Source organism: Stenotrophomonas sp. 28608_Sma (genome assembly GCF_056486185.1).
In genome coordinates this window covers 3,294,309-3,308,136 of sequence record NZ_CM151308.1, presented here as the reverse complement: position 1 = coordinate 3,308,136, position 13,828 = coordinate 3,294,309, and the positions used below count along the sequence as shown (strand labels likewise).

Sequence of the window (13,828 nt, the reverse complement as noted above, 5' to 3'; positions counted from 1 at the left end):
GGTCGGCATCTACCGGAGCACGTGTGCCGACCAGGGGCGGCCTCTACCTGGGTGGTGACCTCACGCGCTCTGCGACAGAAACACCCAGAACGGCACGTCTCCGCCAACCTGCTGGCCGGCTCGCACTTTGGTAGGTGCCAACCTTGGTTGGCACAGAAGCGCCGACCAAGGTCGGCATCTACCGGATGTACGTGCGCCGACCAAAGTCGGCCTCTACCTGGGCGATGACCTCACGCGCTCTGCGACAGGAACACCCAGAACGGCACGTCGCGGCCAACCCAGTCGCGGCTGGCTTCGTCCATCACGTCCAGCAACGTGTCGAAATCCTTCTGCGTGGAGGCGCGCAACGTGTCCACGTCGGCCAGGAACAGCGCGTAGCCGTTGGCCGGCAGCCACTGCAGGTCGCGCAGGTTGTCCGACAGCGCATCCCAGTTGCCGCCGAAGCCGGCAGGGAAATCCAGTTGCGCGGCCAGCCGGGCCAGCAGGGTGCGCTTGTCGGCCACGCCTTCCAGGTCGATGCGGATCACCTTCAGCCCGGCATCGCGCATCGCCGCGGCCAGTGCGCCGATGTCGTCGCTGTCGATGGCGTAAACGCCGGCATTGTTGATGTCATGCAGGCCGAGGCCGAAATCATCGTGGCTCATCACTGCGCTCCCTGGGCCGGTACGGTGAAGCTGCGGAACGATTCGTAGTGGTCGTCGGTGTAGTACCACGCCTCCGGCGGATCGCCGCCGGTGACGATGCGGCGAGCGCCACGGGTGCGCGCACCGGGGGTGTCGACGGTGTATTCGCGGTAGTAGCCGCGCGGGCGCTGCGGCAGCAGCTGCTCGCGGTTGCCGAAGGTGCTGCCGTCCTGGCGGTGCGGGAACGGGCCGCCACGCTGGATCAGGGCGATGGTCTGCCGGGCTTCGGCGGGCAGGAATGCGGGCAGGCCGCTGTCGTTGCCGGTTGCGGCCGTGGCAGGCGCGCGCGCGGCAGGCGCACCCTGCAGGTCCGGCGCGAACTGCGGCGCAGGCGGGCGCTGCATGAAATGGTTGACGACCAGGCCGAGCAGCAGCAGGGCGATGGCGGTGATCAGCAGCCGGGGGTTGCGCATGGGCAGGGGCGGGCGAGGGTGGTGCGGGCACTGTAGCGCCTGTGCGCTGCACGGTGCATGAGGACGGCGTCGCGTCACTGCTGCGTAACAATTGCCGTCATGCTCACTGGCAGGACGCAATTTCCTTTACATCCCCCTTGGTAATCTGGTGGTCTGTCCCCATCATTCACCGCGCAACGCCCGACACCGTCGGGTGCCCTCGCAATCAGGAGATGCATCATGGCCTATACCCTGCCCAAGCTGTCCTACGCCTACGACGCGTTGGAACCGCATATCGATGCGGCGACGATGGAAATCCATCACACCAAGCATCACCAGACCTACATCAACAACGTCAACGCGGCGCTGGAAGGCACCGAGTACGCTGACCTGCCGGTCGAAGAACTGGTGAAGAAGCTCAAGTCGCTGCCGGAGAACCTGCAGGGTCCGGTGCGCAACAACGGTGGCGGCCATGCCAACCACTCGCTGTTCTGGACCGTGATGGCTCCGAATGCTGGCGGCAACCCGGTGGGCGACGTGGCCAAGGCCATCGACAAGGACCTGGGCGGCTTCGACAAGTTCAAGGACGCCTTCACCAAGGCGGCGCTGACCCGTTTCGGCAGCGGCTGGGCGTGGCTGAGCGTGACCCCGGACAAGAAGGTCGTGGTCGAGAGCACCGGCAACCAGGACAGCCCGCTGATGGAAGGCAACACCCCCATCCTCGGCCTGGACGTGTGGGAACACGCGTACTACCTGAAGTACCAGAACCGTCGTCCGGAATACATCGGCGCGTTCTTCAACGTCATCGACTGGAACGAAGTCGAGCGCCGTTACCAGGAAGCGATCGCCTGATCGCGGTAACGGGATGAAGTGAGAAGGCCGGGGGAGACCCCGGCCTTTTCTGTTGCAGGAGTCATTCGGTAGTGCCGGCCGCTGGCCGGCAATCGTGTGGTACCCGAGGAGCCGGCCAGCGGCCGGCACTACCTATTCGGCCGTGGCCGTATCACCCTGCAGCCGCAGCGTAGCCATCACGCCCAGGCGCAGGCCGGGCAGGTCGCCGTCGGCTGGCAGCAGGATCGGCTGCTGGCGGATGCCGCCGAAGTGCTTGACCTGGAACAGCACATCCAGGCCATGGCCACTACTGCCACCGCCACTGGCCGCAGGCGCCTCGGCGCGGCCGCCGGGATTGCGCCGGGCCGGCTGGAAGCCGGGCGTGCTGCGCACCAGTTCCACAGTGTTGGCGGAGAAATCGCCGGCGATCAGGCTGGGCATGCCCTCGGCGGTGGCGCCGATCCAGGTCATCAGGTCGCTGGTCTGATGCTGGCGGGCGGTGGCCTCGTCCGGGTCCGGGCGCAGCCGTGCCACATAGATGTTGACCAGTGCCTCGCCCAGCTTCAGCCGCATCATGCCGGCGGCGCTGAAGGTGCCGGGTGGGTGCAGCAGGGTCACGCCATCCTCGCTGACCGGCAGCCGGGTCAGCATCGCGTTGCCATGCCGCAACGGCTGGCTGGGCGGATCGGCGGTAACGAAGTCGCAGCTGTAGCGCAGCCGGCTGGCCAGCCAGCAGGCTGGATTGCGGCCCTGCTGCTGCAGCACCTGCTGCACCGAGATCACGTCCGGCTGCAGCTCGGTCAGCAGTTGCGCGACCTGCTCGCGGCGCTGCTTCCAATGCGCATCATCACGGCTGGGCAGTTCCAGCGCGGCCACGGTGAGTTGCCGGGGCTCGTTGTCACTGGCAGTGGCGGCCGTTGCCTGCGGCCGCGCCTGTGCCTGCAACGCCATCAGCAGCACCAGGCAACTGAGCAGGAGACGGGCGGGGGCGAGGGGGCGCATAACGATAAGTTTACGCTTTTGTCGTGCAGGTGCCGTGACTTCCGGCACGGAGTGTCGCTGCCTGCCATGGATTGGCACCGTTGTCATGCAGCCCTGCAGCGTGCTTCGCAAGCCCCGGTTCCGGTAATCTTGCGCCTTTCGCTTTGCAGGAATGCCTTACAGGATGAGCCACGACGCAGTCGCCCCCATCGCCGGCCAGGGAAAGATGCCGCGCCAGATTCCGTACATCATCGGCAATGAGGCCTGCGAACGGTTCAGTTTCTACGGGATGCGCAACATCCTGGTGCAGTTCCTGATCACCTCGCTGCTGCTGCAGGAAATCACGGCGGAAGGCCGTGCCGGTGAAGCCAAGGACATCATGCACAGCTTCATGATCGGCGTGTATTTCTTCCCGCTGCTCGGTGGCTGGCTGGCCGACAGGTTCTTCGGCAAGTACCACACCATTCTCTGGTTCAGCCTGGTCTACTGCGCCGGCCACCTGTGCCTGGCGCTGTTCGAGAACAGCCGCGAAGGCTTCTTCCTCGGCCTGGGCCTGATCGCGCTCGGCGCCGGTGGCATCAAGCCGCTGGTGGCCTCGTTCATGGGTGACCAGTTCGACCAGAGCAACAAGCACCTGGCCAAGGTCGTCTTCGATGCCTTCTACTGGATCATCAATTTCGGCTCGCTGTTCGCCTCGCTGCTGATCCCGCTGGTGCTGAAGAACTGGGGCCCGCAGTGGGCGTTCGGCATCCCGGGCATCCTGATGTTCATCGCCACCTTCGTGTTCTGGCTGGGCCGCAAGCGCTACGTGCTGGTGCCACTGCCGCCGAAGGATCCGCATTCGTTCGCCAACGTGGTACGCACCGCGCTGACCGCGCGCGTGGCCGGCCAGGGCCGTCCGGGCCTGGTGATCGCCGTGCTCGGCCTGGTGCTGGCAGTGGCCTCGTTCGGCCTGGTTGGCTCGTTGGGCATTGTCATCTGCCTGTGCCTGGCGCTGGTATCGATCCTGGCCGGTATCGGCGGTGGCACTTGGCTGCAGCTCGATCGCGCCCGTGGCCAGCATCCGGCCGAAGCCGTCGAAGGCGTGCGCTCGGTGCTGCGGGTGCTGGTGATCTTCGCGTTGACCACGCCGTTCTTCTCGCTGTTCGACCAGAAGGCCTCGACCTGGGTCCTGCAGGGCCAGCAGATGCAGATGCCGAGCTGGTTCACCGCCTCGCAGATGCAGGCACTGAACCCGCTGCTGGTGATGATCCTGATTCCGTTCAACAACCTGGTGCTGTACCCGGCCCTGCGCCGCTTCGGCTTCGAGCCGACCGCGCTGCGCCGCATGACCGCCGGCATCGCCTTCAGCGGCCTGGCCTGGATCGTGGTCGGCGGCATCCAGGTGGTGATGGACGGCGGCAACGCCATGTCGATCTTCTGGCAGATGCTGCCGTATGCGCTGCTGACCTTCGGTGAGGTGCTGGTCTCGGCCACCGGCCTGGAGTTCGCCTACAGCCAGGCGCCGCAGGCGATGAAGGGCGTGGTGATGAGCTTCTGGAACCTGACCACCACCATCGGCAACCTGTGGGTGCTGCTGTCCAACGCGGCGGTGCGCAACGATGCGGTGACCCACAAGATCGCCAGTACGGGCCTGAGTGAAGCGGCGTTCCTGATGTTCTTCTTCGCCAGTTTCGCCTTCGTCGCGGCGTTGGCCTTCGGTTGGTATGCGAAACGCTATCGTATGGTCGACAACTACCGTAGCGCCTGAGCCTGACATGACCCCCGTCAATCTGCTGTTGATCGCCATCACCGCCATCCTGTCGTGGATGGCGTTCAACAACCGCAAGCTGGCCGACCGCCTGATCCTGTGGCCGCCAGCCGTCGACCGTCACCGCCAGTACGACCGGCTGGTGACCTATGGCTTCATCCACGCCGACTGGTCGCACCTGATCTTCAACATGATCACCCTGTTCTTCTTCGGGGGATTCATCGAGAGCGTGATGGTGCAGCTGACCGGCAGCTACCTGACCTACCCGGCGTTCTACATCGGTGCGCTGCTGGTCTCGATCCTGCCCAGCTACCTGAAGAACCAGAAGAACCCGAACTACCTCAGCCTGGGTGCGTCCGGTGCGGTGTCGGCGGTGCTGTTCGCCTTCATCCTGATCAAGCCGTGGTCGATCATCCTGGTGTTCTTCATCCCGGCGCCGGCCATCGTCTACGCCGCGTTCTACGTCGGCTACAGCATCTGGATGGACAAGCGCGGCGGTGACCGCATCAACCACAGCGCGCACCTGGCAGGCGCGGCGTTCGGCGTGATCTTCATGCTGGCCATGCAGCCGAGCATCTTCACTCACTTCCTGCGCGAACTCTCCAACCCGACCTTCCGCCTCGGCGGCGGTTGATGACGGGAGCGGGGCGGATCGGCAGCGATCCGCCCCCGCTGTTTCAGAGCGTGGGCTGCTGACCGTAGGTATCCAGCAGGCGGGCGAACACTTCTTCGCCGATGCGCTGGAAATCCTGGTCCTGGGTCTGCCCCTCCACGGCCAGTTGCAGCAGGCCCTCCAGCAGGGCGCGGTCGGTATCTGAATGGGAATCGCTGGGGTGCATCGGAGCCTCCGCGGTGGTGCGCATGATCAACGGTCGCAAGGGCCGTGCCAGCCTGGCCGTACCCCTCCACAGGCGATAGCGGCCGCCAGCGCTCCAGCTTGAGGGTCGCAAACTGACGTGAATGGAACGGACTTGCCCCTGTTCAGGCTTCACGCGATCATGGCGCCCGGCTGCGCACCATCCACGCAGTCGCCGCAGGAGACAGTTCCATGGCTTCGGTCACGCCCCCCGGTCTGGCCTACGAGGTCGAACACGACCTGGCCAACCATCGCTTCACCGCCCGTGTGCGCGGACAGCTGGCGGTGCTGGACTACCAGATCAAACGCAGGCGCATGGTCATCACGCATACCGAGGTGCCCGAGCCGATTGCCGGCCGAGGCATCGCCGGTGAGCTGACCCGTGTGGCGCTGCGTTTTGCCCGTGAGCAGAAGTACAAGGTGGTGCCGGCGTGTTCCTACGCCGAGGCCTTCCTGCAGCGACATGAGGAGTACCACGACCTGCTCGTTGGCTGAATGCCAGCGGGCCACGCTTCAGCCATGGCAGGCGATGATGTACAAACATGAACAGGGGATCCCGATGAAGATTGGAAACAACCGGCCATTGCACGGCAGCGTGCTGGCCGGCGTGGTGGGCGTGCTGTTGCTGGCCGGTTGCCAGCGTGAAAGCGAGCCGGCACCGGCGACCGACGCTGCGCCTGCCGCCGAGGCCACCGCCGCAGGTGAAACGCCGGCCACGGAAGCGCCGCTGGACCTGCGCGACGTGATCGAGAACAACGAACGCGAAGTGGTGGGTATCAGCTACCCGGCCGGCATCGACCGCTACCCGGGCCTGGCCCGCGCGCTGCAGAGCTATGCGACGAGTGCGCGCAGTGACCTGCAACAGGCGCTGGACGGGCTGGGCAATGACAAGCCGACCATGCCGTACGAGCTGTCGCTGAGCTTCGAGAAGCTGCTGGAAACCCCGCAGCTGGTGGTGGTCAGTGCCGATGGCAGCCGCTACACCGGTGGCGCCCATGGCGAACCGCTGGTGGCCCGCTTCGTGTGGCTGCCGCAGCATCAGCAGATGCTCAGCGCCGAAAAGCTGGTGGCCGATGCCAAGGGCTGGAAGGCGATCAGCGATTTCGTCGCCGACCAGCTGCGTGAACGCGTGGCCACCCGCCTCAGCGGTGAGGACATGGATCCGGCCCAGCTGCAGGAATCGCTGCGCAACGCATCGCGCATGATTGCCGACGGCACCGGCCCGCAGGCCGACAATTTCAGCCAGTTCCAGCCGCTGACCGACGACAAGGGGCAGATCACCGCGCTGCGCTTTGTTTTCCCGCCGTACCAGGTGGGTCCATACTCGGACGGCACCCAGACCGCCGATGTACCGGCGGCGGTGCTGTTGCCGCACGTGGCCAAGGACTACGTGGAGCTGTTCGCACGCGGTTGACCGCAGTCGAGGAGGTGGCGTGGATACAGGGTTGCAGGAGCGGGTCGCCGGCCTGCTGCAGGAAGCCGGGGTCCGCATCGGCGGTACCCAGCCACAGGATATCCAGGTGCATGACCCGCGCTTCTTCGCGCGGGTCATGGCGCACGGCTCGCTGGGCCTCGGCGAGAGCTACATGGACGGTTGGTGGGATGCCAACGTCCTGGACGACTTCCTTGTCCACCTGATGCAGGCGCACCTGGACGAACGGGTGCACGGTTGGCGCGAAGTGGCCGATGCACTGAAGGCGCGCCTGTTCAACCTGCAGGTGGGGCAGGGCAGCTACGAGGTGGGCCGCCGCCACTACGACCTCGGCAATGATCTCTACCAGGCCATGCTGGGCCAGCGCCTGGTCTATAGCTGTGGCTACTGGCGCAATGCCGGCGATCTCGACGCCGCGCAGGAAGCCAAGCTTGACCTGGTCTGCCGCAAGCTGGGCCTGCGCCCGGGGCAGCGTGTGCTGGACATCGGCTGTGGCTGGGGCGAAGCCCTGAAGTTCGCCGCCGAGCGCTACGGTGTCAGTGGCGTCGGCGTGACCATTTCGCAGGAGCAGGCCGAGTTCGCGCGCGAACTGTGCGCCGGCCTGCCGATCGAGATCCGCCTGCAGGACTACCGCGAACTGCACGAGCCGTTCGATGCGATCTTCTCGATCGGCATGTTCGAGCACGTCGGCGACAAGAACTACGCCAGCTTCTTCGAGGTGGCCAGGCGTTGCCTGTCACCGCGCGGCCTGCTGCTGTTGCACAGCATCGGCACCAACATCTCGCGGCATCGTACCGACCCGTGGATCGCGCGCTACATCTTTCCCAACTCGATGCTGCCATCGGCGGTGCAGATCACCAAGGCGTTCGAGGGCCGCTTCGTGCTGGAGGACTGGCACAACTTCGGCACCGATTACGACCTGACCCTGCAGGCCTGGCGGCGCAACGTGGAAGCGGCGTGGCCGCGGCTGGATGCGCGCTACGACGAGCACTTCCGGCGCATGTGGCGCTTCTACCTGGCCGGGTCGATGGCCACCTTCCGTTGCCGGCACGCGCAGCTGTGGCAGCTGGTGCTGTCGCCGGAAGGCGTGCCGGGTGGGTACGTGGCGCCACGCTGAAGCCAGCACGGGGCGGAGACCCCGGGGTCAGATCCCTTTTCGCAGAAAAGGGCTCTGACCCCAACCACAACAAAAAAACCGCCCGGTTTCCCGGGCGGTTTTCGTTTCAGGCTACCGCGCGGGCGATCAGTTGCCGGCGCCGGTCAGGCCACGCTTTTCCAGCAGCGGTTCGATCTGCGGCTCGTGGCCGGCGAAATCGCGGAACAGCTGCATGGCATCCACGCTGCCGCCCTTGGACAGCAGGGTGGCGCGGAAGTGGTCGCCGTTCTTGCGGCTCAGGCCGCCGTTGTCCTTGAACCACTTCTGGGTGTTGGCGTCGAGCACTTCCGACCAGATGTAGGCGTAGTAGCCGGCCGAGTAGCCGCCCATGATGTGGCTGAAGTACGGGGTCTTGTAGCGCGGCGGAACCGGCGCGTAGTAGATGCCGTCCTTCTCCAGCGCGGCGCGCTCGAAGGCCATCACGTCCTTGGCGGCCGGCACCTGGTCGGCGCCGATCTGGTGCCAGCGCTGATCAAGCATGGCCGCGCCCAGGTACTCGGTGGTAGCGAAGCCCTGGTTGAACTTGGCTGCCGCCAGCACCTTGTCCAGCAGTGCCTGCGGCATCGCCGAACCATTCTGGTAGTGCTTGGCGTAGTTCTTCAGGATGACCGGGTTGTCGGCCCACATCTCGTTGACCTGCGAGGGGAACTCGACGAAGTCACGCGGCACCGAGGTGCCCGAGAAGTACGGGTACTTCACGTTGGAGAACATGCCGTGCAGGGCGTGGCCGAACTCGTGGAACGTGGTGTTCACCTCGTCCCAGGTCAGCAGGGTCGGCTGGCCGGCCGGCGGCTTCGGAATGTTCAGGTGATTGGCGACCACCGGCTTGAAGCCGGTCAGCTTGGACTGCGAGACGTAGGAGTTCATCCACGCGCCACCGCGCTTGGAGGCGCGTGCATACGGGTCGAAGATGAAGATCGCCAGCTGGCTGCCGTCAGCGTCGAACACGTCGTAGACGGTGACGTCATCGTGGTAGACCGGCAGGTCGGTGCGCTGCTTGAAGGTCAGGCCGAATTCCTGGCCGGCAGCGTAGAACACGCCGTTCTCCAGCACGTTCTTCATCTCGAAGTACGGCTTCAGCTGCGACTCGTCGAAGTTGTACTTGGCCTGGCGCACCTTCTCGCTGTAGAAGGCCCAGTCCCACGGTTCCAGCTGGAAGGTCGGCTTGCGCGCGGCCTTCTGTTCCTTGTCGATCATCGCCTGCAGATCGGCGGCTTCGCGCTTGGCGTTGGCCACGGCGGCCGGAGCCAGCTTGCCCAGCATTGCGTTGACCGCTTCCGGGGTCTTGGCGGTCTGGTTGGTCAGGTTGTAGGCGGCAAAGTTCGGGAAGCCCATCAGCTTGGCCTTGTCGGCGCGCAGCTGCATGATGCGCGAGACCAGCGCGGTGTTGTCGAACTCACCGCCGCGGCTGCCGCGGCTCACCGATGCTTCGTAGATCTTCTGGCGCAGGGCGCGGTTGGCCAGGTTGGTCAGCGGCGGCTGGCCGGTGGTGTTGAGCAGGGTGATCACGTACTTGCCGTCCTGGCCGCGGGCCTTGGCGGCTTCGGCGGCGGCGGCGATCTGCTCCTTGGACAGGCCGTCCAGTTCCTTGACGTCGTCGACGGTGATCGCCGAAGCGTTCACTTCCGACTGCACGTTCTGGCTGAACTTGGTGCCCAGGTTGGCCAGCTCGGCGTTCATCGCCTTCAGCGTGGCCTTGTCAGCCTCGGACAGCTTGGCGCCGGCGCGCACGTAGTTGTCGTAGTACTTCTCGACCAGGCGCACGCCTTCGGCGTCCAGGCCCAGCTGGCTGCGGGTGTCGTACAGCGCCTGGATGCGGGCGAACAGCTTGCCGTTCAGCGCGATCGCATCGCTGTGCGCGGCGAACTTCGCCGAGTAATCAGCCTGCAGTTTCTTGCGGGTGTCGTTGGTGTCGGCGCCGACCAGGCTGAAGAACACGGTGGTCGCACGGTCGAGGATGTCACCGCTCTTTTCCAGGGCGATGATGGTGTTGTCGAAGGTCGGCTTGGCCTTGTTGTTGGCGATCGCCTCCACTTCCTTCAGCTGCTGCGCCATGCCGGCGTCGAAGGCCGGGGCGAAGTCGCTGTCCTTGATCTTGTCGAATTGCGGGAAGTGCAGCGGCAGCGGGCTTTCGGCGAAGAACGGATTGGCCTGCTGGGCATGGGTGCTGGCAGCCGGGGTGGCGGCGCCGGCCGAGAAGGCGGGCAGGGCAAGGCCGAGGGACATGGCCACGGCAAGGGCAAGGCGAGTGGTCAAGGTAGGAACTCCGGTAAGGCAAACAAGGGCCCGAGGGTAACCCGGCCGGCCGCGCCCGCACTTGTGTCAAAAGGCATGTTGCCGGGGCCGGGCGCGGGTACCATGCATTCATCGCCCACGGCCCGCTGCCATGACCACTGCCTACGACTTCAGCTTCCGCGACCTCGACGGCCAGCCGCAGGCCCTGGCCCGGTACCAGGGGCACCCGATGCTGCTGGTCAATGTCGCCAGCCGCTGTGGCTTCACCCCGCAGTACACCGGGCTGGAACAGCTGTGGCAGGAGTATCGCGAGCGTGGCCTGGTGGTGATCGGGTTCCCATGCAACCAGTTCGGTGCACAGGAACCGGGCGACGCCGCGCAGATCCGCCAGTTCTGTTCGCTGGACTACCCGGTCAGCTTCCCGCTGTCGGAGAAGATCGAGGTCAACGGCGACGGGGCTGATCCGTTGTGGGCATGGCTGTCACGCGAGAAGCGCGGCCTGCTGGGTAGCGCCCGCATCAAGTGGAATTTCAGCAAGTTCCTGGTCGACCGCCAGGGGCAGGTGGTGTCGCGTCACGCGCCCACCACCAGGCCGGAGCAGCTGCGCGGCGAGATCGAAGCGCTGCTGTGAGACGAACCCGAAAAGGGGACGGAGGGGATTAAGTCGTTTGTGCACAAGCGACTTAATCCCCTCCGTCCCCTTTTTGCTTATTTCTCGACGAACGCGCGCTCGAACACGTAGTGGCCCGGCTGGCCGATGCGCGGCGAGACCTGGAAACCACGGGCATCGAGCACGCTGCGCAGGTCGGCCAGCATCTGCGGGCTGCCGCAGATCATCGCGCGGTCGTTCTCCGGGCTCAGCTCCGGCAGGCCGAGGGTGCGCTGCATCTCGCCGCTTTCCATCAGCTGGGTCAGGCGGCCCTGGTTGGCGAACGGCTCGCGGGTGACGGCCGGGTAGTACAGCAGCTTGTCGCCGATCATCTCGCCGAGGAATTCATGCTCACGCAGTTCCTTCTCGAAGTAATCGCGGTAGGCCAGGTCCTTCTCGTAGCGCACGCCGTGGCAGAGGATCACCTTCTCGAAGCGCTCGTAGGTTTCCGGGTCCTTGATGACCGACAGCCACGGCGCCATGCCGGTGCCGGTGCCCAGCAGGTACAGGTTCTTGCCGGGGTGCAGATCGCTGATCAGCAGGGTGCCGGTGGGCTTCTTGCCGACCAGCACCTTGTCACCCGGCTTGATGTGCTGCAGGCGCGAGGTCAGCGGGCCGTCCTGCACCTTGATGCTGAAGAACTCCAGATGCTCTTCCCAGTTGGCGCTGGCGATGGAATACGCGCGCAGCAGCGGCCGCGCCTCGGTTTCCAGGCCGATCATCACGAACTGGCCGTTCTCGAAGCGGAAACCGCTGTCGCGGGTGAGGGTGAAGCTGAAGTAGGCATCGGTCCAATGACGGACCTCAAGCACCGTTTCGGCGCCAAAAGCGGAGGACATGGGCGTATCTATCGGAAGTCGTCGGGGGGATTCTATCTCAAATGAGACAGGTTCTCATTAGGCGGAACGAGAGGCGTTCTCAGCGGTAGCCGGCCGCCTGCAGCTCGAACAGCTCGGCGTAGCGGCCGCCCTGGGCCATCAGCTCTTCATGGGTGCCGCTGGCCTCGATCCGGCCATCGGCCAGCACCAGGATGCGATCGGCCATGCGTACCGAGGAGAAACGGTGGGAAATCAGCACTGCGGTGCGATTATCCGCCAGTTCCCTGAACCGCTGGAACACCTCGAACTCACTTCGCGCATCCAGCGCTGCCGTTGGCTCATCCAGGATCATCACCTGCGCATTGCGCATCCATGCGCGGGCGATGGCGATCTTCTGCCATTGGCCGCCGGACAGGTCCACGCCCTGCTTGAAGCGGCGGCCGATCAGCTGGTCGTAGCCGCCGGGCAGGTCGTCGATCACTTCCTCGGCCATTCCGCGCCGTGCGGCGTCGGCGATGCGCGCCTGGTCGTCCATCGCCTCGACCTGGCCGACGCCGATGTTCTCGCCGGCGCTGAGGTTGTAGCGCACGAAGTCCTGGAAGATCACCCCGAGATTGGCGCGCAGGTCGTCCAGGTCGTAGTCGCGCAGGTCGCGCCCATCGAGCAGGATGCGGCCCTCGTCCGGTTCGTACAGCCGCGCCAGCAGCTTCACCAGCGTGGTCTTGCCGGCGCCGTTTTCACCGACCAGGGCCAGTACTTCGCCGGCCTGCAGCTGGAAATCAAGGTGGCGCACCGCCCATTGCTCGGCATCCGGGTAGCGGAAGCCGACGTTCTCGAACACGAAGCCCTGCCGGATCGGCTGCGGCACGCGCACGGCCCCTTCGCGCGAGTGGATTTCCGGCTGGATCTGGAAGAACGAGAACAGGTCATCCAGGTACAGCGCCTGGCTGGCCACCTGCGAGAACCCGATCAACAGGCCCTCCAGCAGCTGGCGCAGGCGCAGGAAGCTGCCGGCGAGGAAGGTCAGGTCGCCGATCGAAAAGTCGCCGCGCACCGTGCGCCAGGCGATGTAGGCGTACGCTGTGTAGTAGCCCAGTGTGCCCAGTGCGGCCAGCAGCGTGCCCCAGAACGCACGCCGCCGGGCCAGGGCGCGGTTGGCCTGGAACAGCGCCACCGACAGGCGCCGGTAGCGCTCCACCAGGAAGCGGTGCAGGTTGTAGATCTTCACTTCCTTGGCCGTTTCCACGCTGGCACCGAGCTGGCGCAGGTAGTCGAGCTGGCGGCGCTCGGGCGTCCACTGGAAGTTGAGGCTGTAGCCGGCCGCGTTGAAGTGCGATTCGCCGATGAAGGCCGGCACCAGGGCCAGCGCCAGCAGCAGGATCAGCCACGGCGCGTAGACCAGCAGGCCGACGGCGAGGCTGGCCACGGTGATCGCGTCCTGCACCTGGCCGAACAGCTGGCTCATCAGGTTCATCCGGCCCATGGTCTGGCGTCGCGCACGGTCCAGCTTGTCCTGCAGGTCCGGGTCCTCGAAGTCCTCCAGATCCAGCGTTGCCGCGTGTTCCATCAACCGGATGCTGGTGACGTTGGCGAACAGTTCCGAGAGCAGGGCATCGGCGTAGCTGACCAGCCGGCCGAGCAGATCCGAGGCGATGGCCAGGCCGAATTCCAGCGCCAGCAGGCCCAGTAGCGGATTCAGTATGCCGCTGGACAGTGCTTCGCCCAGCGGCGGGAAGCCAGCGTCGTGCTGGCTCAGGTGCAGCGCGCTGTCGATGATCAGCTTGCCGACGTAGAGCATCGCCACCGGCAGCAGCGCACGGATCAGGCGCAGGCCAAGGCTGGCCAGGGTGAGCGCGGGGCTGGTCTTCCAGACCATGCGCAGGAACGGTGGCAGGTTGCGCATCGCCCTGAAGCGCTGGCGCAGGCTGGGTTTCTTCGCGGCGGCAGCGCCAGCGGTGGGGGTAGCAGGCATGTGCGTATTGTGCGCGCCCTGCGCGTGGCGGAGGCATGAACGGGGCGCATGCCTGCCATGCGCCGGCAGGGCA

Annotated in this window: 14 protein-coding genes; 7 read left to right on the top strand and 7 right to left on the bottom strand. The window is 65.6% G+C overall.

Going from position 1 to position 13,828, the window contains the following annotated elements; translation table 11 throughout:
* Positions 1-230 precede the first annotated feature (230 nt).
* Both ACZLHH_RS15720 and ACZLHH_RS15715 read right to left on the bottom strand, forming a co-directional pair.
* Positions 231-644 carry a barstar family protein gene (locus tag ACZLHH_RS15720; RefSeq protein WP_032129660.1) on the bottom strand — a complete coding sequence of 138 codons (414 nt, stop codon included), beginning with the start codon at positions 642-644 and terminating at the stop codon, positions 231-233.
* Entirely contained in the window at positions 644-1,096 is a 453-nt protein-coding gene (locus ACZLHH_RS15715; protein ID WP_180844493.1) for a guanyl-specific ribonuclease, read from the bottom strand. The genes ACZLHH_RS15720 and ACZLHH_RS15715 overlap by 1 nt, the downstream gene beginning before the upstream one ends.
* Positions 1,097-1,315: 219 nt before the next feature.
* On the opposite strand from ACZLHH_RS15715, the gene ACZLHH_RS15710 reads away from it, so the two are divergent.
* Positions 1,316-1,927 (top strand): superoxide dismutase, encoded by a 612-nt coding sequence (locus tag ACZLHH_RS15710; RefSeq protein ID WP_005410310.1) that lies wholly within the window; start codon positions 1,316-1,318, stop codon positions 1,925-1,927.
* A 132-nt stretch (positions 1,928-2,059) separates the two neighbouring features.
* Here the strand turns inward: ACZLHH_RS15710 and ACZLHH_RS15705 are convergent, their stop codons facing one another.
* A complete protein-coding gene (locus ACZLHH_RS15705; RefSeq protein WP_071229750.1) occupies positions 2,060-2,908 on the bottom strand; it encodes an endonuclease/exonuclease/phosphatase family protein in 849 nt (282 codons plus the stop codon).
* A gap of 163 nt (positions 2,909-3,071) precedes the next feature.
* Between ACZLHH_RS15705 and ACZLHH_RS15700 the strand changes: the two genes are divergently transcribed.
* Both ACZLHH_RS15700 and ACZLHH_RS15695 read left to right on the top strand, forming a co-directional pair.
* Complete coding sequence (locus tag ACZLHH_RS15700) at positions 3,072-4,637, top strand: POT-type proton-dependent oligopeptide transporter (RefSeq protein WP_132810487.1); 1,566 nt, start codon at positions 3,072-3,074, stop codon at positions 4,635-4,637.
* A 7-nt stretch (positions 4,638-4,644) separates the two neighbouring features.
* Positions 4,645-5,271, top strand: coding sequence for a rhomboid family intramembrane serine protease (locus ACZLHH_RS15695; RefSeq protein WP_032129656.1), 627 nt, complete (start codon positions 4,645-4,647; stop codon positions 5,269-5,271).
* A gap of 43 nt (positions 5,272-5,314) precedes the next feature.
* On the opposite strand, the gene ACZLHH_RS15690 is transcribed toward ACZLHH_RS15695, so the two are convergent.
* Positions 5,315-5,476: a hypothetical protein gene (locus tag ACZLHH_RS15690; RefSeq protein WP_165929939.1), complete on the bottom strand. Its 162-nt coding sequence runs from the start codon at positions 5,474-5,476 to the stop codon at positions 5,315-5,317.
* Between the two features lie 209 nt (positions 5,477-5,685).
* Here ACZLHH_RS15690 and ACZLHH_RS15685 point away from each other — a divergent pair, with 209 nt between their 5' ends.
* Genes ACZLHH_RS15685 through cfa form a run of 3 tightly spaced genes read left to right on the top strand, consistent with a single transcriptional unit; the run spans position 5,686 to position 8,042 of the window.
* Positions 5,686-5,988 (top strand): GNAT family N-acetyltransferase, encoded by a 303-nt coding sequence (locus tag ACZLHH_RS15685; RefSeq protein WP_006455911.1) that lies wholly within the window; start codon positions 5,686-5,688, stop codon positions 5,986-5,988.
* Between the two features lie 37 nt (positions 5,989-6,025).
* The gene (locus ACZLHH_RS15680) at positions 6,026-6,907 is read left to right on the top strand and encodes a DUF3298 and DUF4163 domain-containing protein (RefSeq protein ID WP_071229774.1); all 882 of its coding nucleotides are present in this window, start codon (positions 6,026-6,028) and stop codon (positions 6,905-6,907) included.
* Positions 6,908-6,926: 19 nt separating this feature from the next.
* On the top strand, positions 6,927-8,042 hold the full coding sequence (gene cfa / locus ACZLHH_RS15675; protein ID WP_149909190.1) for a cyclopropane fatty acyl phospholipid synthase: 1,116 nt from the start codon (positions 6,927-6,929) through the stop codon (positions 8,040-8,042).
* A gap of 126 nt (positions 8,043-8,168) precedes the next feature.
* On the opposite strand, the gene ACZLHH_RS15670 is transcribed toward cfa, so the two are convergent.
* A complete protein-coding gene (locus ACZLHH_RS15670; RefSeq protein ID WP_180845215.1) occupies positions 8,169-10,337 on the bottom strand; it encodes a M3 family metallopeptidase in 2,169 nt (722 codons plus the stop codon).
* Positions 10,338-10,467: 130 nt separating this feature from the next.
* On the opposite strand from ACZLHH_RS15670, the gene ACZLHH_RS15665 reads away from it, so the two are divergent.
* Positions 10,468-10,947: a glutathione peroxidase gene (locus ACZLHH_RS15665; protein WP_180845214.1), complete on the top strand. Its 480-nt coding sequence runs from the start codon at positions 10,468-10,470 to the stop codon at positions 10,945-10,947.
* Between the two features lie 77 nt (positions 10,948-11,024).
* Here the strand turns inward: ACZLHH_RS15665 and ACZLHH_RS15660 are convergent, their stop codons facing one another.
* Positions 11,025-11,804, bottom strand: a complete 780-nt coding sequence (locus tag ACZLHH_RS15660) for a ferredoxin--NADP reductase (RefSeq protein WP_046984352.1) — start codon at positions 11,802-11,804, stop codon at positions 11,025-11,027.
* Positions 11,805-11,883: 79 nt separating this feature from the next.
* Positions 11,884-13,755, bottom strand: coding sequence for an ABC transporter ATP-binding protein (locus tag ACZLHH_RS15655; RefSeq protein WP_164080938.1), 1,872 nt, complete (start codon positions 13,753-13,755; stop codon positions 11,884-11,886).
* Positions 13,756-13,828 lie beyond the last annotated feature (73 nt).

Excerpts from the sequence above, each read along its gene's own strand:
- ACZLHH_RS15720 (WP_032129660.1), bottom strand. The coding sequence starts at position 644 with ATGAGCCACGATGATTTCGGCCTCGGCCTGCATGACATCAACAATGCC.
- ACZLHH_RS15715 (WP_180844493.1), bottom strand. The coding sequence starts at position 1,096 with ATGCGCAACCCCCGGCTGCTGATCACCGCCATCGCCCTGCTGCTGCTC.
- ACZLHH_RS15710 (WP_005410310.1), top strand. The coding sequence starts at position 1,316 with ATGGCCTATACCCTGCCCAAGCTGTCCTACGCCTACGACGCGTTGGAA.
- ACZLHH_RS15705 (WP_071229750.1), bottom strand. The coding sequence starts at position 2,908 with ATGCGCCCCCTCGCCCCCGCCCGTCTCCTGCTCAGTTGCCTGGTGCTG.
- ACZLHH_RS15700 (WP_132810487.1), top strand. The coding sequence starts at position 3,072 with ATGAGCCACGACGCAGTCGCCCCCATCGCCGGCCAGGGAAAGATGCCG.
- ACZLHH_RS15695 (WP_032129656.1), top strand. The coding sequence starts at position 4,645 with ATGACCCCCGTCAATCTGCTGTTGATCGCCATCACCGCCATCCTGTCG.
- ACZLHH_RS15690 (WP_165929939.1), bottom strand. The coding sequence starts at position 5,476 with ATGCACCCCAGCGATTCCCATTCAGATACCGACCGCGCCCTGCTGGAG.
- ACZLHH_RS15685 (WP_006455911.1), top strand. The coding sequence starts at position 5,686 with ATGGCTTCGGTCACGCCCCCCGGTCTGGCCTACGAGGTCGAACACGAC.
- ACZLHH_RS15680 (WP_071229774.1), top strand. The coding sequence starts at position 6,026 with ATGTACAAACATGAACAGGGGATCCCGATGAAGATTGGAAACAACCGG.
- ACZLHH_RS15665 (WP_180845214.1), top strand. The coding sequence starts at position 10,468 with ATGACCACTGCCTACGACTTCAGCTTCCGCGACCTCGACGGCCAGCCG.
- ACZLHH_RS15660 (WP_046984352.1), bottom strand. The coding sequence starts at position 11,804 with ATGTCCTCCGCTTTTGGCGCCGAAACGGTGCTTGAGGTCCGTCATTGG.
- ACZLHH_RS15655 (WP_164080938.1), bottom strand. The coding sequence starts at position 13,755 with ATGCCTGCTACCCCCACCGCTGGCGCTGCCGCCGCGAAGAAACCCAGC.